Here is a 19,415-nt window from a genome sequence, read left to right as displayed (position 1 = left end):
GCTGGCCTCCGCGGCGGCCGCGGGAGGCGCGGCGAGGTGTAGGTCATTCGTCACCGAAAACACAGCCACGTCGCCTTCTAGTGCTTGAGCAGGTTGGCATCATCCACCGACGCCGACCTGCGGGTCCGGAAGATCTGCATGATGATCGCCAGTCCCACGACGACCTCAGCCGCGGCCACGATCATCACGAAGAACGCGATCACCTGGCCTTCGATGTCCCCGTGCATTCGAGCGAAGGCGACGAACACCAGATTGCACGCGTTGAGCATCAGCTCGACGCACATGAAGACGATGATCGCGTTACGGCGTACCAGCACGCCGGCGGCACCAATGGTGAACAGGACCGACGCGAGCAGGATGTAGTTCATCGGGTCCATGAGGGCCCATCCTCCCCTCCGTCGGTCTCGTCCTCGTCGTCCGCGGCGTCACGCCCCGGTGGTCGCTCGTCCTCGGCGTGCGCCTCCTTGGACCACGCGGAGTCGGACGCGCTCCCGGGGGCGGGCACCGCGGCCTCGCCGAGCTGGACGTCGCGTGGGACGTCCGACTGCAGTTCGGGATCGCGCGCGGTGAGCACCGCGTTGAGCGACAGCCGGGAAACCGATCCGTCGGGGAGCAGCGCCGGCATGTCGATCGCGTTGTGCCGGGCGTAGGTGCCGGGGCCGGGCAGCGGGGTGGGGTGGTCGCCGCGGATCCGCTCCCGTGAGAGCACCTTCTGGGTGCGGGGCCGTTTGATCCGGGCGGAGTGCGCCAGCACCAGGGCCCCCAGGACCGACGTGATCAGCAGCGCGCCGGTGGCCTCGAAAGCGATGACGTAGCGGAAGACGACCTCGCTCGCGATCCACGGGACGTTGCCGCCCGCCGCGGTCACGCCGTCGTCCAGGCTTCTCAAGTCGCTCACGGCGATACGGCCCAGGCCCGACACGAGCGCCAACACGAAGCCGACCGCGACTACCGCGGTCAGCACGCGCTGCCCGCGGAGCGTCTCGACCAGGGAGTCGGCGGAGCTGACCCCGACCAGCATCAGCACGAACAGGAACAGCATCAGCACGGCGCCGGTGTAGACGACGATCTGCACGACCATCAGGAACGGGGCCTGGTTCATGCCGTAGAACACGGCCAGCCCCAGCATGACGATCGCCATCATGACCGCCGAGTGCACGGCCTTGCGGCTGAGCACGACGCCGATCGCGCCGAGCACCACCACGGTGCCGATGACCCAGAAGGCCATACCTTCCGCACCGGAGACGGTGGAGGCCGCCAGAGTTGTCGCTTGTAGGGGATGCGCGGTCACTGAACCGCCTCGCTGTCACTCTCCGCTGACCGGCCGGTGCCACGGCCCAGCCGGTAGTAGTCCTCTTCGGTCTCGCCGAGCCGCATCGGGTGCGGCGGGTCCTCCATGCCCTCGCGCAACGGGGCGAGCAACTGCTCCTTGGTCCAGATCAGGCTCTCCCGGTTGTCGTCGGCGATCTCGTACTCGTTCGTCATCGTCAGCGCGCGTGTGGGGCACGCCTCGACGCAGAGCCCGCACAGGATGCACCGCAGGTAGTTGATCTGGTAGACGCGCCCGTACCGCTCGCCCGGAGAGAACCGTTCCTCTTCGGTGTTGTCGGCACCCTCCACGTAGATCGCGTCGGCCGGACACGCCCAGGCGCACAGCTCGCAGCCGATGCACTTCTCCAGGCCGTCGGGCCAGCGGTTCAACTGGTGCCGCCCGTGGAAGCGCGGCGCCGTGGCGCGCGGCTTTTCGGGGTACTCGATCGTCGGCACCTTCTTGAACATGGTGTGGAAGGTGACGCCGAATCCCTTCACGGGGTTGAGCCACTCAAGCACCGGTAACCTCCTCACGCTTGCCGGTCGAGGCCGGTGGGGTGTTTCGGGGTTCCTCAGCGGGGACGCTGCTGCCGTAGTGCGGCGCGTTCGCGGGCGGAACCGGGAACCCGCCGTAAGCGGGGTTCTCGCGCATCCGCCGCACCTCCTCGGCGTGCTCCGCGGCCTCGGCGGCGCGCTGGCGCCGCACAGTGCGGTTCCACCCGTAGATCGAGGCGATGACCAGCACCGAGAACGCGACGACCACTCCGCCGGTCACCGCGGGGTGAGCCCCCTCGTTGACAAGCATCCGCACGATCGCGACGGCGGTGATCCACACCAGCTGCACCGGGATAAGGACCTTCCAGCCGAGGCTCATGAGCTGGTCGTAGCGGATCCGGGGCACGGTGCCCCGCACCCAGATGAACAGGAACATCACGCCCATGAACTTGACCAGCCACCACAGGGCCGGCCACGCGCCGGCGTTGGCGCCCTCCCAGACCATGGTGATCGGGGGTGGCGCGTGGTAGCCGCCGAGGAAGAACGTGACCGAGACGGCCGCGACGGTCACCATGTTCACGTACTCGGCGAGGAAGAACATGGTGTACTTCATGGACCCGTACTCGGTCATGAACCCGCCGACGAGCTCCCCCTCGCCCTCGGCGAGGTCGAACGGCAGCCGGTTCGTCTCCCCGATCATCGTGACCAGGTAGACCGCGAACGAGGGGAAGAGGATGAGCGCGAACCAGACGGACTGCTGCGCCTCGACGATCCCCGATGTGGTCAGCGTCCCGGAGTACATGAACACCGCGACGAAGGACATCGCCATGGCGATCTCGTAGCTGATCACCTGCGCTGAGGCGCGCAGCCCGCCGAGCAGGGCGTAGGGCGACTGCGAGGCCCACCCGCCGAGCACGATGCCGTAGACCCCCATGGCGGCCGCGGCCAGCACCATCAGCCCGGCGACCGGGAGATCGGTCAGTTGCAGCGGTGTTACCAGCCCGAAGATCTCTACCTCGGGACCGATCGGGATCACCGAGAACGTCATGAACGCGGGGACCGCGGCGATCATCGGGGCCGCGATGTAGAGCGTGCGGTCCACGCCCCGAGGGATGAGGTCCTCCTTGAGGGACAGCTTCACGCCGTCGGCCAGCGACTGCAGCAGACCCCACGGGCCGAACCGGTTGGGGCCGGGGCGCATCTGCATCCGGCCCATGACCTTGCGGTCGGCCATGATCATCATCAGCACGCAGACCATCAGGAAAACGAAGATGACGACCGCCTTGATCAGCGTCACCCACCACGGGTCGTGGCCGAACGCCTCAAGCGACTCCTCGGCGGCCAGGAGGAGGCCGCCTTCCGCGGGTTCCAGGGCTGTGGGGGTCACTTCTCGCTCCCAGCACTCGTCGCCAGCGACACGATGGATCCGGAGGCGGCGCCCAGGTCCCGCCCGACGTCGCACTCCTGGGCGTTGGCGGGCAGCCACACCACCCCGTCGGGCATCTCGGTGATGTCCGCTGACACGGTGACCGTGCCCCGCTCGCCGGTGACCGCCAGCGATCCGCCGTCCGCGAGCCCGATGGCGGCCGCCGTGGCGGCCGAGACCCGCGCGGTGGCGGGCCGGGCGGTGCCGGCGAGGTAGGGCTCGCCGTCCTCCATGCGGCCCCGACCCAGCAACTGCTTCCAGGTGGCCAGTACCGCCTGGTCGCCGCGGAGCTCAGGGCGGGGCGTAGCGGGCCGGGTGATCGGGTCCGGGCACCGCTCACCGGCCCAACCGCCGAGGCGGACGAACTCGTCGCGCGCGGTGTCGGCATCGGGCAGGCCGAGGTGGACGTCCATCTCGTCGGCGATCGACCCGAGCACCCGGAGATCGGAGAGAACGCCCTGGATCTTCAGTGCGTTGCCGAAGGGGCGCTCGCGTCCCTCCCAGTCCACGAAGGTCCCGGCCTTCTCCGCGACCGCGGCCACCGGGAAGACCACGTCCGAGCGGTCGGTGACGTTGCTCGCCCGCAGCTCCAGGCTCACGATGAAGGGCACTTTGGCCAGTGCCGCGCGCGCTCCATCGGGATCGGGCAGGTCGTCGAGGTCGACCCCGGCCACGACCAGCCCTTCCAGCTCGCCGGCCGCAGCGGCGGCGAGGATCTCGCCGGTGTCGCGCCCCTCCGCGTCGGGCAGCGCGCTGGTCGACCAGGCCCGCGCCACCTCCGCGCGGGCGGTCGCGTCGGACACCGGTCGCCCGCCGGGCAGCAGGGTGGGCAGTGCCCCGGCCTCGACCGCGCCGCGCTCCCCGGCCCGGCGCGGCACCCACGCGAGGCGGGCACCCGTGCGGTCGGCCAGCCGGGCCACCGAAGACAGCGCCCCCGGAGTTTCCGCGAGCCGCTCACCGGCCAGGATGATGGCACCGGTAGTACGCAGCGCCTCCATGGCCTCCGGGTGGACGTCGCCGAGAGCGGAGAGCACGCGGGTCTCGTCGCCCGGCACGGTGGGGATGAGCGTCCCGTCCGCCTTGTCCAGCCCCCGGCTCGCGTACGGGGCGATCGCGTAGACCGGAACCCCGTTCTTGCGCGCACCCTTGCGGAGCCGCAGGAACACCACCGGCGACTCGTCCTCGGGCTCGAACCCGGCGAGCAGCACCGCCGGCGCTTTCTCCAGATCCTCGTAGCACACGTCGATGCCGGTACCGGCCACCCGGGAGGCCAGGAACTCGGCCTCCTCCTGGGAGTGGGCGCGGGCCCGCATGTCGATGTCGTTGCTGCCCAGGGCCACCCGGGCGAACTTGGCGTAGGCGTAGGCGTCCTCAAGGGTGAGCCGGCCACCGGTGAGCACACCGACCCGGCCCTTCCGGCGCGCCCGGTCGAGCCCCTGCGCCGCCAGGGTCAGCGCCTCCGGCCACGAGGCCACCTCCAGCGCGCGGCTCTCGTCGTCGCGGACGAGTGGCTGCTTGAGGCGGTCCGAGCGGGTGGCGTAGGTGAACGCCCACCGGCCCTTGTCGCAGTTCCACTCTTCATTGACCTGCGGGTCGTCCCCGGCCAGCCGCCGGGTGACCTTACCGCGGCGGTGATCCGTACGCTGGGCGCACCCGGCCGCGCAGTGCTCGCACACGCTCGGCGTGCTGACGAGGTCGAACGGGCGCGAGCGGAACCGGTACGCGGTGCCGGTGAGCGCGCCCACCGGGCAGATCTGCACGGTGTTGCCCGAGAAGTAGGACTGGAAGGGCTCGCCGTCGGCGATGCCGACCTGCTCCTCCGCGCCGCGCTCCAGGAGCTCGATGAACGGGTCGCCCGCGATCTGGGCGGAGAACCGGGTACAACGCGCGCACTGGATGCAGCGCTCGCGGTCCAGCAGGATGCCGGTCGACAGCGGGATCGGCTTGGGGAACGTCCGCTTGGTGTCGGTGAAGCGGGTCTCACCCTGGCCGGCGCTCATCGCCTGGTTCTGCAGAGGGCACTCGCCGCCCTTGTCGCAGATGGGGCAGTCCAGCGGGTGGTTGATGAGCAGGAACTCCATCATCCCGCGCTGCGCCTTCTCCGCCACAGGGGAGGTCAACTGGGTGTTGATGACCATGCCGTCCATGACGGTGATGGTGCAGGACGCCTGCGGCTTGGGCATCGCACGGCCGTTGCCGGCATCGGGGATCTCCACCATGCACTGCCGGCACGCGCCAACGGGGTCCAGCAGCGGGTGGTCGCAGAAGCGGGGAATCTCGATGCCCAGCAGCTCCGCGGCCCTGATGACCAGAGTCCCCTTCGGGACCTCGATCTGGAACCCGTCAATGGTGACGGTGACAAGGTCCTCGGGCGGCACGGCCGGAGTGCCGCCGGTCGCCGTGTTCGTCGTGACGGTCAATTCTCGCCCTCCCGTGTCCGGTTCGGCTTGCGGGCGCTCGCCCGGTCCGCGGGCCGGTTCATGAGTCGGCTCCCCACACGGTCGACTTGCGGTGGTCGAAGGGGCATCCGCCCTGCTCGACGTGGTCGATGTACTCCTGGCGGAAGTGCTGGATGGAGGACATCACCGGGCTGGCCGCGCCGTCGCCCAGGGCGCAGAACGCCCGGCCGAGCAGGTTGTCGCAGATGTCCAGGAGCTTGTCCAGGTCCTCCTCGGTGCCCGTGCCGTTCTCCAGCCGGTCGAGCACCTGCACCATCCAGAAGTTGCCCTCGCGGCACGGCGTGCACTTGCCGCACGACTCGTGCGCGTAGAACGCGATCCAGCGACCGACGGCACGGACAACGCAGGTGGTCTCGTCGAAGACCTGCAGGGCCCGGGTCCCCAGCATCGATCCGGCCGCGCCGACCGACTCGAAGTCCAGCGGGGTGTCGAGGTGCTCCTCGGTGAGGATCGGTGTCGAGGAGCCGCCCGGGGTCCAGAACTTGAGCTCGTGCCCGGCCCGGATCCCGCCGGCCATGTCCAGCAGCTCGCGCAGCGTGACGCCGAGCGGGGCCTCGTACTGGCCCGGCCGGGCGACGTGCCCCGAGAGCGAGAAGAACCCGAACCCGGCGGACTTCTCGGTGCCCATGGCGGTGAACCACTCGATGCCGTTGGCGACGATGCTCGGCACGCTGGCGATCGACTCGACGTTGTTCACCACGGTCGGCGAGGCGTAGAGCCCCGAGACCGCCGGGAACGGCGGCTTGAGGCGGGGCTGCCCGCGGTACCCCTCCAGGGAGTCCAGCAGCGCGGTCTCCTCGCCGCAGATGTAGGCGCCCGCGCCGGCGTGCACCACCACGTCCAGGTCGAAGCCGCTCCCCAGGATGTTCCGGCCGAGCAGTCCGGCGTCGTAGGCCTCGGCCACCGCGTGCTTGAGCCGCCGGATCACGTGCAGCACCTCGCCGCGCACGTAGATGAACGCCTGCGCGCTGCGGATCGCGTACGCCGAGATCACGACGCCCTCGATCAGCGAGTGCGGGTCGGCCAGCATGAGCGGGATGTCCTTGCAGGTTCCCGGCTCGGACTCGTCGGCGTTCACCACGAGGTACCGCGGCTTCGGGTTGTCCGCGGGCAGGAAGCTCCACTTCATTCCGGTGGGGAAGCCCGCGCCGCCGCGTCCGCGCAGGCCCGAGGACTTCACCAGGTCGACCAGGCTGGCCGGCTCCATGGTGAGCGCCTTGCGCAGCGCCTCGTAGCCGCCGGTTTCCCGGTACCCGGCGAGCGTGAACGAGTCGGGGCGGTCCCAGTTCCGCGACAGCACCGGGGTCAGTGTCGTCGCCGGGTGCGCGTCCGTGGTCATTTCGCTCCCCCTTCACCCTCGTCGAGAGCCGGTGCGGGCGGCAGGTTGTTCGGATCGGGCGCCGCCCAGCCGCGCTCGCGGGCCAGCTCCAGCCCGACGAGCGACGGGCCGGCCGCCTGCGGGCCCTCGGTGGCGTGGTCGTCGGCGAACCCGGCCAGCAGCCGGGACGCCTGCTTGAAGGTGCACAGGCTGTCGGGTCCGCGGGTCGGCCGGACGTCGTTGCCCAGGCGCAGGTCGTCCACGAGCTGCTTCGCGGACTCCGGGGTCTGGCTGTCGAAGAACTCCCAGTTGACCATGACCACCGGCGCGAAGTCGCAGGCCGCGTTGCACTCGACGTGCTCCAGCGAGACCCTGCCGTCCTCGGTCGCCTCGTTGTTGCCGACCTCCAGGTGCTCCTTGAGCGTCTCGAAGATCTCGTCGCCGCCCATGACCGCGCACAGCGTGTTTGTGCAGACGCCCACGTGGTAGTCGCCCACCGGGCGCCGCTTGTACATGGTGTAGAAGGTGGCCACGGCAGTGACCTCGGCCTTGGTGAGCCCGAGCTGCTCGGCGCAGAACGCGATGCCCGCGGAGCTCACGTAGCCCTCCGCGGCCTGCACCAGGTGCAGCAGCGGAAGCAGCGCGGAGCGCGACTGCGGGTACCGGGCGATGATCTCCTTGGCGTCGACCTCCAGTCGGGCCTTGACCTCGTCGGGGAACGTCTTGCTCGTGCTCACCGGTCCACCCCTCCCATCACGGGGTCGATGCTTGCCACCGCGGCGATGACGTCCGCCACCGATCCGCCCTCGCACATGGCCGCCACCGCCTGCAGGTGGACAAAGGAGGGGTCGCGGAAGTGCGCCCGGTGCGGACGTGTCCCGCCGCCGCTGACGGCATGGCAGCCGAGCTCGCCCTTGGCGCTCTCCACCGCCGAGTAGGCCTGGCCCTCGGGTACCCGGAACCCCTCCGTGACGATCTTGAAGTGGTGGATCAGCGCCTCCATGGAGCCGCTCATGATGTGCGCGATGTGATCGGGCGAGTTGCCCAGTCCGTCGGGGCCGAGGCTGAGCTGGGCCGGCCACCCGATCTTGGGGTCGTCCACCATTACCGGCCCGGGCTCCAGCCGGTCCAGGCACTGCTCGATGATGCGCAGGCTCTGCTCCAGCTCGGCCACCCGCACCCGGTAGCGGGCGTAGACGTCGCAGCCGTCGGAGACCGGGACGTCGAACTCGTAGTTCTCGTAGCCGCAGTACGGCTTGGCCTTGCGCAGGTCCCAGCCCAGACCCGAGGCGCGCAGCAGTGGGCCGGTCACGCCCAGCGACATGCACCCGGCCAGGTCCAGGTAGGCGACGTCGCGCGTACGGGCGAGGTAGAGCGGGTTGGCGTCCAGGAGCTTGCGCAGGATCGTGATGCGCTTGGGCATCTCCTTGAGCAGCTCCCGGATCTTCCCGGTCGCCCCATTGGGGAGGTCCTGGGCGACACCGCCGGGCCGGACGTAACCGTGGTTCATCCGCAGGCCGGTGATCAGCTCGAAGATGTCGAGGACCATCTCGCGCTCGCGGAAGCCGTTCGTCATGATCGTGGTCGCGCCGAGCTCCATGCCGAACGTCGCCATCGCCACGAAGTGCGAGGACATCCGGTTGAGCTCCATCATCAGCACCCGGATGACGTTGGCCCGGTCGGGGACCTCGTCGGTGATGCCGAGTAGCTTCTCCACCGCCAGGCAGTAGGCGGTCTCGTTGAAGATCGGCGTGAGGTAGTCCATGCGGGTCACGAACGTGGTCCCCTGGGTCCACGTCCGGAACTCCATGTTCTTCTCGATGCCGGTGTGCAGGTACCCGATACCCACCCGGGCGTCGGTCACCGTCTCACCGTCGAGCGTCAGGATGAGCCGCAGAACGCCGTGCGTGGAGGGGTGCTGCGGCCCCATGTTCACTACGAGTCGCTCGGCGCCGCTTTCCTGCGCCGCGGCGATGACCTCCTCCCAGTCACCACCCGAAGCGTCGATATAGTCCTCGGTCACGTTCGTGCTCATGATCGCGCTCCCCTCCTTCCCAGCTCGCTCACGTGTAGGACCTCCGCTCGTCGGGCGGCGGAATGGTCGCGCCGCGGTACTCCACCGGGATTCCGCCGAGCGGGTAGTCCTTGCGCTGGGGATGACCGAGCCAGTCGTCGGGCATCTCGATCCGGGTCAGGGACGGATGCCCGTCGAAGACGATCCCGAAGAAGTCGTAGGCCTCGCGCTCGTGCCAGTCGTTCGTGGGGTAGACGTCCACGATCGAGGGGATGTGCGGGTCGGCGTCGGGGCAGCTCGCCTCCAGCCGCAGCTCGTTGTTGTGCGTGATCGAGCGCATCCAGTAGGCGGCGTGCAGTTCCCGGCCGGTGTCGTCCGGGTAGTGCACGCCCGACACCCCGAGGCACAGCTCGAACCGGAGAGCGGGGTCGTCCCGCAGCCGGCGGGCCACCTCCACCAGGTGCTCCCGCCGGACGTGGAAGGTGAGTTCCCCCCGGTCCACCACGACCCGCTCGATGGCGGTGCCGAAGTCGGCCGGCCCTTGGCCGAGCGCCGTCTCCAAAGCGTCGGCGATCTCGTCGAACCGAGCGGTACGCGGGTCGTCGGGGTCGGTGAACGGACGCTCGGAGACCTGCGGTGGCGGGCGCCGGACGAGCAGCCGGCCGTATCCGGAGGTGTCCCCGGTTGTATTGGCACCGAACATGCCGGTACGGGCGACCGGCGAGCTGAGACGCTCTTCACCCGCTCGGGCGGGCAGATTCTGGTCGCCGTTTAGGGTAGGCTCACCTTCATGATCTTCGTTGCTCATGAAGTCGCCTCCTGTTCGATCAGGGGCAGGCTGCGACGGAGCCTGCGCTGTTCCTCCTCCTCAAGCTGGTCTTGACGGTGCGCGCCCAGCTTGGTGTTCTGCACCTGGTCGTGCAGCTTGAGGACGGCGTCCATGAGCATCTCGGGCCGCGGCGGGCAGCCAGGGAGGTACATGTCCACCGGGACCACGTGGTCGACGCCCTGCACGATCGCGTAGTTGTTGAACATGCCACCACTGGAGGCGCAGACCCCCATCGAGATGACCCACTTGGGCTCGGGCATCTGGTCGTAGATCTGCCGGAGGACGGGCGCCATCTTCTGGCTCACCCGCCCGGCGACGATCATCAGGTCGGCCTGGCGCGGGGTGGCGCCGAACTTCTCCATGCCGAACCTGGCGAGGTCGTAGTGCGGTCCGCCCACGGACATCATCTCGATGGCGCAGCAGGCCAGCCCGAACGTCGCGGGCCACATCGAGCTCTTGCGGACCAGGCCCGCCGCCTGCTCGACGGTAGACAGCAGGATCCCGCTGGGCAGCTTCTCCTCAACTCCCATCCGGCGAACCCCCTTTCCGGTATCGCGGTCGGTTGCTGCTCTGCACTCGTGGCGGGTGCCCGCCGGGCCGCGCGCGCCCGTTGCGTCGGATCAGGCCCATTCCAACCCCCCGCGGCGCCACTCGTAGGCGTAGGCGATCGACACGTTCACCAGGAAGAGGAGCATCGCCACCAGACCAAACACCCCGAGCGCGTCGAAGTGGATCGCCCACGGGTACAGGAAGATGATCTCGATGTCGAAGACGATGAAGAGCATCGCCGTGAGGTAGTACTTGATCGTGAAGCGGCCGCCGCCGGCAGGCTGCGGTGTCGGCTCGATGCCGCACTCGTAGGCCTGCAGCTTGGCGCGGTTGTAGCGCTTGGGACCGGCGATCGCGCCCACGACCATCGAGACCACGACGAACACCGCCCCGATCCCGCCAAGCACGAAGATGGGTGCGTACAGCTCCATTGCTAACCGTTCCCCTCCAAGCCGTCGGCCAGCGCCACCGCGCACGTGCGCACGGCGGCCCAGCCGCATGTGAGCGGTTTCACACGCGGCGGCCGATCGTTGAGAATCGACATGATGTGCGGTTCCTCCGACGTCACCTAGGCCGCGGGGGCCATTTTGGACAGGCCGTTGATGACACGGTCCATCGCGTCGCCGTCGCGCGGATCCGTCAGGTTGGCCAACATCTTCAGCATGAACATCATGAGGGTCCGCTGCGGCAGCCCGTACCGGGTCGCGTACTTCATGAACTCCGGGTTGCCGATCATCCGCACGAACACGCGGCCCAGCGTGTAGTAACCGCCGTACACGTCGGACAGGATCCGCGGATAGCTCAGCAGCACACGCTCGCGCTCGCGCTGGGTGGGACGCGCGGCCGCGTGGGTCACCACGTCGGCGGCAAGCTGTCCCGCCTCCATCGCGTAGGCGATGCCTTCGCCGTTGAACGGGTTGATCATCCCGCCGGCGTCGCCGACCAGCATCAGCCCGCGCGAGTAATGCGGCGTGCGGTTGAACCCCATGGGCAGCGCCGCTCCGCGGACCGTGCCGCGCTGGTTCTCCGCGGTGAAGCCCCATTCCTCGGGCATGCTCTCGGTCCAGCGGCGCAGCAGCTTGCGGTAGTCGACGTCGCGGAACGACGAGGTGGAGTTCAGGATGCCCAGCCCGACGTTGCTCGTGCCGTCGCCCACCCCGAACACCCAGCCGTACCCGGGCAGCAGGACGTCCTTCTCACCGCTGCGGTCCCAGAGCTCCAGCCAGGACTCCAGGTAGTCGTCGTTGTGCCGCGGGCTCTCGAAGTAGGTCCGCACGGCCACGCCCATAGGGCGGTCGTCGCGCTTGCGGATCCCCATCGCCACTGAAAGCCGCGAGGAGTTGCCATCTGCGGCGATGACCAGCGGCGCGCTGTAGCTGACCGGCTCGCCACCGGGGCCCTTGGCCGTGACCCCGGTGATGCGGTTGCTCCGCGGATCGATGATCGGCGCGCGGACGTTGGTGCGCTCGACCAGCCGCGCCCCGGCGCGGGTCGCCTGGTCGGCGAGGATCTGGTCGAAGTCGTAACGGGTGCGCACCAGGCCGAATCCCGGGTACTCGGTCAGATCCGGCCAAGGAAGCTCCAGACGCACACCGCCACCGACGATGCGCAGGCCATGATTGTAGATCCAGCCCTTGTCCTCGAAGCTGATCCCCATGGCCGTGAGCTGCTTGACCGCGCGCGGGGTGAGCCCGTCGCCACACACTTTCTCCCGGGGGAACGCGGTCTTCTCCAGCAACAGGACATCGAGTCCCGCTTGGGCCAGGTGGTAGGCGGTCGTGGAGCCCGAGGGTCCGGCTCCGACGACGATGACATCGGCCTCGTCACTGGGACGTGGTCGATCGGGCAGTGGGCTCAGTGCCGTCTCGCTCACGAATGGTCCTTGGTACTTCAGCGCAGCTCTGCGCATTGGGGGTGCGGCTGTCGACGCTTTGTTGGGGGCCCCTGTAACAGGGGCCTCGTAACCTTGTGAAGGACTTCACAAGGTTCTTTCCTCGAAGTCTAGACCTTTCGCGATGTGCGAGCGACCCCCGGGGTCCGCTCGGCCGTCCGCAACCCCGCGCCACGCCGCACTGACCACCTGCGTCAGAGGCGGCCCAAGGCGTATCCGCACCCACCCAGAAGCGGCCCGCACCCCTACGGGTACGGGCCCGCTGGTGTTGTGCTGATCTTGAGCGTTTCGTTCCTTCGCAGCGCCATGAAGGGACGAAATCCTCAAGATCACCGCTTAGGAGGCCCGCACCCCGCGATGCAGTGCTACTACGCCCAACGAAAGGTTGCGCCACGCGACTCTGGACCACCCCGCGGCCTGCAGGCGCGCCGCGAGGCCGGCCTGGTCGGGCCAGTCCATGATCGACTCGGAGAGGTAGGCGTAGGCGTCGGTGTTCGCGGTGAAGCAGCGCGCGATGGTGGGCAGCGCCGCCATGAGGTAGCGGCCGTAGACCCGGTCCAGGACACCGACGGGTAGGTGGCTGAACTCACACACCACCAGTCGGCCGCCGACCTTGGTGACCCGGCGCAGCTCGCGCAGGGCCTGCTCGACGTCGTTGACGTTGCGCAGGCCGAAGGAAATGGTCACGGCGTCGAAGGTTTCGTCAGCGAAGGGCAGTGCCAGCGCGTCGCCCGCGACGAAGGTCACACCGCGGCGCGAGGCGCCACCCCGGCGCTCGGCGCCGACCCGCAGCATTCCCTGGGAGAAGTCGCAGGCGATGACGCGCGCGCCCTTGCGGGTGAAGGACTCCGAGGACGTCCCGGTGCCGGCCGCCAGGTCGAGCACCAGCTCGCCACTGTAGGCGTCGACCGCGCGCACCACGGAGTGCCGCCACGCGCGAGCCTGACCGAGCGAGAGGACGTCATTCAGCAGGTCGTAGCGCCCGGCGATGCCATCGAACATGGCCGCGACGTCGTTGGGTGACTTGTCGAGTTCGGCGCGCGTCATGCCCCAACTGTAAAGCTGCGGCCGGGCAGAACGGACCAGTCCGCCAGGTCGGGCGCCGCCGGGGTTCTGGAGGGTCCGCAGGTGGGGCGTCCGCGAGTGGCGGAGCCGACCGGGGCGCCACACCGGAGGTGCCCGAAGGTTCCCGGCTTCCGGGCGCCCGACCGGCGAGCTTGCGAGCCCAAAAAACAGGTCGGGCGCCGCCGGGGTTCTGGAGGGTCCGCAGGTGGGGCGTCCGCGAGTGGCGGAGCCGACCGGGGCGCCACACCGCAGGGCCCGAAGGTTCCCGGCCGGTCTAGTCGTGCCGCGGCGGAGCTGAGCCGGGCTCATCGGCGTCCCCGGTGTCCGCGTCGCTCTCACCGGCTTCGGGGGCACCGCCGCGGTCGGGGCTGTGCGCCCGCGCCGCGGCCGACTCCGTGGCACCGTCGTAGTCCTCCTTGGCCGCCCCCTCCGCCAGCCGGTTGGCGATGTCCTGCCTGCGCCGCCGCCACGTGACGATGGAGGCGGAGATCGCGTCGCGCTGCTCGGACAGCAGGATGTAGCTCACCAGACCGCTCACCAGGAAGGCCAGGGCGAGGCCGACGGCACCGGGCGGCGCTCCCAGGACGTACAGCACGCCGTAGGCGACCGCGAAGATCAGGATGCGGCTCGCGGTGTAGGCGATGACGCTACGCATGAAAACTGCCTCACAACGGACGATTCGCGGGCTAGATTGGGCTTGTGCGACGGGGAGCGACTTCGCGCGGCCGTTCCCGGCCACACCGTCACCCGCGACGATCCGGCCGGCGTCGCTTTTACGTTCCGCCGACCGTCACCTCATGCCTCTTCACAGGGTAAGGGCTGGCCACAGATGGCTCCCGCGGGGCCGTGGCCGCGGGACAGGTGGACACGAGCGCTTTGTCGCCGGCCCGGGGCAGACCCCGGGTAATCCGACAACTCGATTGAAAGGTTACGTTCCGATCACACATCACGCATTCGCGACGTGTTCCGCTCAATCTTTACGAAAACTAGGGAGGAAACGGACGAGTTCGTGCACACTAGGGGACCAAACAGCCCGCCTCCCCCAGGTACCTCGGCGGGCGTGAAGGGGGATTGTGAAGGTGGACAGAGGAAGCGAACGCTTGTTGACCCCTGGAGAGGTAGCTTCGCTCTTCCGGGTCGACCCCAAGACCGTCACCCGGTGGGCGGCGTCGGGAAGAATCAGCAGTATTCGGACCCCCGGCGGCCACCGGCGGTTCCGCGAGTCGGAGGTTCGCGCCTTACTGCACGGGGAGCCAACCGAAACGGCCCACTGACCTGGAGTCCAGCGTCGAGCCCGGCGATCCCCGCCTCGCCGGCCACACATCAGCGACGCCCGCCCACAATGGGCCGATCACGGATAGAGTGGAACCATGGTGTGGCTCGCTAGCCTAATCACGCTAGTAACGATCGTGCTCTGGGTGTATGCGTTCTTTGACGCACTCACCAGCCCTCGGTCTGAGGTGCGGAACCTCCCCAAGGTTCTCTGGTTGATCGTCATCGTGCTCTTCACGCCGGTCGGTCCGCTCCTCTGGCTCTTCCTCGGGCGCCCCCGGGCTCCAGCCACCACGGACCAGGCCGCCGCAGCAGCCCAGGGCGCGTCTACCGACGATCTCGACCCATCCGACTTCAACAAGCCGTCCGGGCGTTCCACCCCCCTCGGTCCAGACGACGACCCGGAGTTCTTGCGCAAGCTGAACCGGAGGATCAACCCCGAGGAATGAGCGAAGCGCGCGCCCGCGCGCATCCCGGTAGGCGGGTACACACACGTGTGGGGGCACCATTCGCCAGGTGCCCCCACACGTGTGTGGTCAGGTGAAAGCCGCCCTCACGCGTAGCTGTGCAAACCACTGAACAGGTAGTTCACCCCGAAGAAGTTGAACAGCAGGCACGCGAGCCCGGCCAGCGCGATCCACGCGGCCTTCGAGCCGCGCCAGCCGGCGGTAGCGCGGGCGTGCAGGTAGGCGGCGTAAACCGTCCAGGTGATGAAGGACCACACCTCCTTGGGGTCCCAGCCCCAATAGCGGCCCCACGCCTCGTCGGCCCAGATCGCGCCCGCGATGACCGCGAAGGTCCACAGTGGGAACGCGAAGAGGACGAACCGGTGGGCGACCCGGTCCAGCAGGTCGGAGCTCGGCAGCGCGGCGGCGATCCCGGTGACCTTCTCGCCCGCGGCCTGCTTGAGCTCGGTGCGGTGGGCCAGCAGGTAGGTGATGGTCGCCGACCCCGAGACGATGAACGCGCCCGAGGCGATGATCGCCGCGGTGACGTGAATCGCGATCCAGTACGAGTCCAGCGCCGGGATGACCGGACCGGTCTCGGTGTACAGCCACTTGACGCCGATACCGAGCAGCAGCACCACTGGGAGCAGCACGAACATCCCGAGATAGCGGGCCCGGTGGCGGAGTGCGGCGTAGAGGAACGCACCCACCGAGCACAGCGAGATCGCGACCACGAACTCGAACATGTTGCCCCACGGCCAGCGGTCCGCCGCGATTCCGCGGCTGGCGATCTGGGCGAAGTTGAGCAGGAAGCCGACAATGGTCACTCCGAGCGCGACCCGGCCAACCGCGTGCACCGCCGCGTGCGCCTCCGGCTCCGGGTCGCGGATGCTGACCGCGATCTCGTCGTCAACGCCGCGGGCGGTGAAGTCGTCCCCGCCGCTCTCGCCGGCCGGCGACGGCGCCGTCGCCATGGCCGGAACCCGGTCGTCGGTCTTCAGCTTCACCCGGCGCCCGTAGGCGGCTTCGATGGCGAACAGGAACAGGCCGATCGCGTACGCCACGATCATGGCGATGATCAGCCCATCACTGAACGAAGCCAAGCTCCCTCCGGGCGCCGCACCGGCGGCGAACGTGTGCGTCACGGGTCACTCCTTCGCTGTTGTACTAGTGGTGGTGCGCTCCCGCAGCTGATCCCGCAACCGGACGGCGAGCTCGTGGAACTCCGCCGCCGTCCCCGCTCCGCCGGTCTTGTTCAGCCCGGCGACCTCGACCACGGTGCGCCCGTCGTCGCCTGCCCGCGCGCGGACCCACACCCGGCGGGGCCGGACGAACAGGGTCGCCAGCAGCCCCAGGACCGCGGTCGACGCGGCCACGAGCGCGGGAAGGCGCGCCGGGTCGCTGTTGACCTGCAGGCTCGCGTAGTCGCGGTAGCCGGTGAACGTGATCGTCCCGGCACCGTCGGGCAGCGTCCAGGTGTCGCCGGGCGAGAGCTCCGGCGACTCGCCCATTGGCTCCATGTCCTCGGTGTAGAGCTGGTACACCGACTGCGACTGCCCGCTGTCCATGCCGAGGTCGCCCTTGTAGCCCTCCAGGGTGACGACGGGGTTGCGCGCGGCCGGGAAGTCCGAGACCAGCTCCCCCTCGGGCGTCTCCGCGGCCGAGGGCAGGAACACCGCGCTGAACCCGAGCTGCTCGGCACCGGCGTCGGGCACCTTCACCACGCCATCGGAGGTGAAGGTGGCCTCGTCCCGCTGGAGGAAGGGCACGGGCTGGTCGAACACCACGTCCCCCTCGGCGTTGGTGACCCGGAACTCGGGCGCGTAGCCGTGCCCGAGCAGGTACACCTGGACACCGTCCACCGAGAGCGGATGGTTGACCGCCAGGTCGTGCTTCTCCTCGGGAGCCTCCGGGGACTCCCGGTAGGTCAGGTCCCCCTCGTAGCTCTCCGGCTGGCCGCCGAAGCTCCCCTCCGAGATGAACTCGGTGTCCATGCGGTCCAGAGTGAACGAGAACGGCTGCAGGGCGCCGTCGTTCACCGCGAGACCGGGCTCGAACGAGTCGTAGGCCGGCACGGTGTTGGCGAAACCGTTCCCCTCGACCACGAGCATGTTGCCGCGGTAGCCGAAGAACGCGCCGCCGGCCAGCGCGAGGAGCAGCGCCAGCAGGGCGAAGTGGAACAGCACGTTGCCGGTCTCGCGCAGGTGCCCCTTTTCGGCTGCCACCGAGTCGTCGTCGGTGTCCTTGCGGTACCGCGTGAGCAGGGTTCGCGCCTCGGCCAGGACGGTCTCGGGTGCCGCAGCGGAGGTGAAGCGCGCCGAGTACGGCATTCGGTCCAGGTTGCGCGGTGTCCTGGGCGGCCGGGCCCGCATGGCGCGGAAGTGCGCGAGCGCCCGGGGAACCACGCACCCCGTGAGCGACACGAAGAGCAGCAGGTAGATCGCCGCGTACCAGGGCGACGAGTACACGTTGAACAGGGAGAACTGGTCCAGCAACGGCGCGAGCTCGGGGTGGTCCACGTAGAAGTCGCGCACCTGCTCCTGGCTCACCGTGGACTGCGGCAGCATCGATCCGGGGATGGCGCCCACGGCGAGCAAGAAGAGCAGCATGAGCGCGGTACGCATCGACGTGAGGACCCGCCACGTCCAGCGCGCCCACCCCAGCGCGGAGAGCCGGGGGGCCGATCCGGGGCCGCCCGCTGGGTCGGCTCCGCCGGTCGCGGCGCTTTGTTCGGTGCTGTCGGGATCCCGCATCGCTATATCACCGTCGTGAAACCGGCGGCCCATTGCTGCAGCCCGGCGGTCATGCCGGCCCACAGGCCGGTGACCAGGAGCAGCCCGACCGCGACGAGCATTGCCCCGCCGGCCACCATGACCGCGCGGTAGTGCCGCCGGACCCAACCGAACGCGCCCAGCGCGCGGCGGTAGAGCACGGAGGCCAGGATGAACGGCAGACCGAGGCCGGCGCAGTACGCGAGGGACAGTACCGCCCCGCGAACCGCCGTGCCCTCCTGGAAGGCCAGGGTCTGCACGGCGGCCAGGGTCGGGCCGATGCACGGGGTCCAGCCGAGCCCGAAAAGCACCCCGAGCAGGGGCGCGCCGGCGAGGCCCGCCCCCGGCACCCGGTGGATCCGGAACTCGCGGCGCAGGCCGGGCAGGACCCCCATGAACGCGAGTCCCAGCAGCACGGTCAGCGCGCCGAGAACCCGGGTGATGGGGTCGGCGTAGTCGAGCAGCAGCCCGCCGATCCCGCCGACGAACGTCCCGACCGCCACGAACACCGCGCTGAACCCGGCGACGAACAGCACGCTGCCGGCGAGCATGGTCCAACGGCGTTGCGCCAGGACGTCGTCCGCCGAAACGGTCGCGGTGCTGGTATCCGCGGGGCTCCGGCCGTCCGCGCCAGCGGCGCCGGCGGGAACGGCGGAGGCGGCCCGCTGGCGCGCGGCCGCGATGTCGGCACCGCTCAACCCTGTGACGTAGGAGAGGTAGCCGGGAACCAGCGGAAGGACGCACGGCGAGAGGAACGACACCAGCCCCGCGGCGACCGCCAGTGGGAGAGCGAACAGCAGCGATCCGGAGAGGACGGTGTCGGTGATCACGCCGAACCAGCGCCCCCGCCGCTCGCGGCCTCCTCGTCGAGCACCGGCTCAACGAGACCCGTCAACTGGTTGTAGGTGACCGGGCCGATGACGCGCGCGGCGATACGCCCTTCGCGGTCGATCACCAGCGTGCTGGGGATGGCCTTGGGCGGCACAGTGTCGCGGAACGCCTGGGGCACCTGGCCGGGCTGGTCGTAGATGCTGGGGTAGGCGACGCCGTAGTTGTCCGCGAACGCCTTGGCGGCGGTGCGGTCGTCCTTGATGTTCACCCCGAGGAACGCCAGGCCGTCGTCGGAGAACTCGCCGTGCACCTCCGAGAGGACCGGCATCTCCTCGCGGCAAGGGCCGCACCAGCTCGCCCAGATGTTCATGACGAGCACCTCGCCGCGGTGGTCCGCCAGGCTCACGTCGTCGCCGTCGAGGGTCTCGCCGCTCACCTCCGGCGCGGGCTCGCGCTCCTCGGGCTCGTAGGAAGTGCTGGACCCGTCGCCCTCGACGAAGCGCTCGTCCTCATTGTTCCCACTGGTCTGGGTCTCACCGCCGCCAGCGCATCCGGTGAGGGCCACCAGTACCGCGGCGGCGGCAGCGACACCCGGGAGCACGCGGCGCCGGCGCGAACCGGTCCTGGCACATGACATCGGCGAGAACCCCAAGAGGGAGGCGGAGCAGGCGAAACGTGTACAACGACAAAGTGTAGTACTCGCCGCCGCAGGGCATGCGCCACCCCTGCCCCCGTGAT

General features: G+C 69.4%; 20 protein-coding genes. 2 read left to right on the top strand and 18 right to left on the bottom strand.

The window, feature by feature from the left end; genetic code table 11:
* Nucleotides 1-77: 77 nt before the first annotated feature.
* The 14 genes from nuoK to F4561_RS00530 form a co-directional block, all read right to left on the bottom strand.
* On the bottom strand, nucleotides 78-377 hold the full coding sequence (gene nuoK / locus F4561_RS00595; protein ID WP_184573675.1) for an NADH-quinone oxidoreductase subunit NuoK: 300 nt from the start codon (nucleotides 375-377) through the stop codon (nucleotides 78-80).
* Nucleotides 365-1,228 (bottom strand): NADH-quinone oxidoreductase subunit J, encoded by an 864-nt coding sequence (locus tag F4561_RS00590; protein ID WP_246437310.1) that lies wholly within the window; start codon nucleotides 1,226-1,228, stop codon nucleotides 365-367. Before F4561_RS00590 ends, nuoK begins: the two co-directional genes overlap by 13 nt.
* Nucleotides 1,229-1,287: 59 nt before the next feature.
* A complete protein-coding gene (nuoI, locus tag F4561_RS00585; RefSeq protein ID WP_184573671.1) occupies nucleotides 1,288-1,830 on the bottom strand; it encodes an NADH-quinone oxidoreductase subunit NuoI in 543 nt (180 codons plus the stop codon).
* On the bottom strand, nucleotides 1,823-3,193 hold the full coding sequence (gene nuoH / locus F4561_RS00580) for an NADH-quinone oxidoreductase subunit NuoH (RefSeq protein WP_184573669.1): 1,371 nt from the start codon (nucleotides 3,191-3,193) through the stop codon (nucleotides 1,823-1,825). The genes nuoI and nuoH overlap by 8 nt, the downstream gene beginning before the upstream one ends.
* Entirely contained in the window at nucleotides 3,190-5,652 is a 2,463-nt protein-coding gene (locus F4561_RS00575) for an NADH-quinone oxidoreductase subunit G (RefSeq protein WP_184573667.1), read from the bottom strand. Before F4561_RS00575 ends, nuoH begins: the two co-directional genes overlap by 4 nt.
* 58 nt (nucleotides 5,653-5,710) lie before the next feature.
* Nucleotides 5,711-7,030 (bottom strand): NADH-quinone oxidoreductase subunit NuoF, encoded by a 1,320-nt coding sequence (nuoF, locus tag F4561_RS00570; protein WP_184573665.1) that lies wholly within the window; start codon nucleotides 7,028-7,030, stop codon nucleotides 5,711-5,713.
* Complete coding sequence (gene nuoE, locus F4561_RS00565; RefSeq protein WP_312885083.1) at nucleotides 7,027-7,746, bottom strand: NADH-quinone oxidoreductase subunit NuoE; 720 nt, start codon at nucleotides 7,744-7,746, stop codon at nucleotides 7,027-7,029. Before nuoE ends, nuoF begins: the two co-directional genes overlap by 4 nt.
* On the bottom strand, nucleotides 7,743-9,044 hold the full coding sequence (locus F4561_RS00560; RefSeq protein WP_184573661.1) for an NADH-quinone oxidoreductase subunit D: 1,302 nt from the start codon (nucleotides 9,042-9,044) through the stop codon (nucleotides 7,743-7,745). The genes nuoE and F4561_RS00560 overlap by 4 nt, the downstream gene beginning before the upstream one ends.
* Nucleotides 9,045-9,072: 28 nt before the next feature.
* Entirely contained in the window at nucleotides 9,073-9,831 is a 759-nt protein-coding gene (locus F4561_RS00555) for an NADH-quinone oxidoreductase subunit C (RefSeq protein WP_184573659.1), read from the bottom strand.
* The gene (locus tag F4561_RS00550; RefSeq protein ID WP_184573657.1) at nucleotides 9,828-10,382 is read right to left on the bottom strand and encodes a NuoB/complex I 20 kDa subunit family protein; all 555 of its coding nucleotides are present in this window, start codon (nucleotides 10,380-10,382) and stop codon (nucleotides 9,828-9,830) included. The genes F4561_RS00555 and F4561_RS00550 overlap by 4 nt, the downstream gene beginning before the upstream one ends.
* Nucleotides 10,383-10,472: 90 nt before the next feature.
* The gene (locus F4561_RS00545) at nucleotides 10,473-10,832 is read right to left on the bottom strand and encodes an NADH-quinone oxidoreductase subunit A (RefSeq protein ID WP_184573655.1); all 360 of its coding nucleotides are present in this window, start codon (nucleotides 10,830-10,832) and stop codon (nucleotides 10,473-10,475) included.
* A gap of 137 nt (nucleotides 10,833-10,969) precedes the next feature.
* Entirely contained in the window at nucleotides 10,970-12,274 is a 1,305-nt protein-coding gene (locus F4561_RS00540) for a geranylgeranyl reductase family protein (RefSeq protein ID WP_312885082.1), read from the bottom strand.
* A gap of 354 nt (nucleotides 12,275-12,628) precedes the next feature.
* Entirely contained in the window at nucleotides 12,629-13,339 is a 711-nt protein-coding gene (locus F4561_RS00535; RefSeq protein WP_184573651.1) for a demethylmenaquinone methyltransferase, read from the bottom strand.
* A gap of 292 nt (nucleotides 13,340-13,631) precedes the next feature.
* A complete protein-coding gene (locus tag F4561_RS00530) occupies nucleotides 13,632-14,012 on the bottom strand; it encodes a DUF4229 domain-containing protein (RefSeq protein WP_184573649.1) in 381 nt (126 codons plus the stop codon).
* Nucleotides 14,013-14,430: 418 nt separating this feature from the next.
* On the opposite strand from F4561_RS00530, the gene F4561_RS00525 reads away from it, so the two are divergent.
* Together F4561_RS00525 and F4561_RS00520 are read left to right on the top strand one after the other, a co-directional pair.
* A complete protein-coding gene (locus tag F4561_RS00525; protein WP_123203082.1) occupies nucleotides 14,431-14,631 on the top strand; it encodes a BldC family transcriptional regulator in 201 nt (66 codons plus the stop codon).
* Between the two features lie 96 nt (nucleotides 14,632-14,727).
* Entirely contained in the window at nucleotides 14,728-15,078 is a 351-nt protein-coding gene (locus tag F4561_RS00520) for a PLD nuclease N-terminal domain-containing protein (protein ID WP_184573647.1), read from the top strand.
* Between the two features lie 104 nt (nucleotides 15,079-15,182).
* Here the strand turns inward: F4561_RS00520 and ccsB are convergent, their stop codons facing one another.
* Genes ccsB through F4561_RS00500 form a run of 4 tightly spaced genes read right to left on the bottom strand, consistent with a single transcriptional unit; the run spans nucleotide 15,183 to nucleotide 19,314 of the window.
* The gene (gene ccsB / locus F4561_RS00515) at nucleotides 15,183-16,220 is read right to left on the bottom strand and encodes a c-type cytochrome biogenesis protein CcsB (protein ID WP_376773614.1); all 1,038 of its coding nucleotides are present in this window, start codon (nucleotides 16,218-16,220) and stop codon (nucleotides 15,183-15,185) included.
* A 3-nt stretch (nucleotides 16,221-16,223) separates the two neighbouring features.
* On the bottom strand, nucleotides 16,224-17,828 hold the full coding sequence (gene resB / locus F4561_RS00510) for a cytochrome c biogenesis protein ResB (protein ID WP_184573645.1): 1,605 nt from the start codon (nucleotides 17,826-17,828) through the stop codon (nucleotides 16,224-16,226).
* Between the two features lie 2 nt (nucleotides 17,829-17,830).
* A complete protein-coding gene (locus tag F4561_RS00505) occupies nucleotides 17,831-18,676 on the bottom strand; it encodes a cytochrome c biogenesis CcdA family protein (protein ID WP_184573643.1) in 846 nt (281 codons plus the stop codon).
* Nucleotides 18,673-19,314, bottom strand: coding sequence for a TlpA family protein disulfide reductase (locus F4561_RS00500; protein WP_184573641.1), 642 nt, complete (start codon nucleotides 19,312-19,314; stop codon nucleotides 18,673-18,675). Before F4561_RS00500 ends, F4561_RS00505 begins: the two co-directional genes overlap by 4 nt.
* Nucleotides 19,315-19,415: the final 101 nt, after the last annotated feature.

This window comes from Lipingzhangella halophila (assembly GCF_014203805.1).
Taxonomy (GTDB): Bacteria; Actinomycetota; Actinomycetes; order Streptosporangiales; family Streptosporangiaceae; genus Lipingzhangella; species Lipingzhangella halophila.
This window is presented reverse-complemented; position numbering and strand designations above follow the sequence as displayed.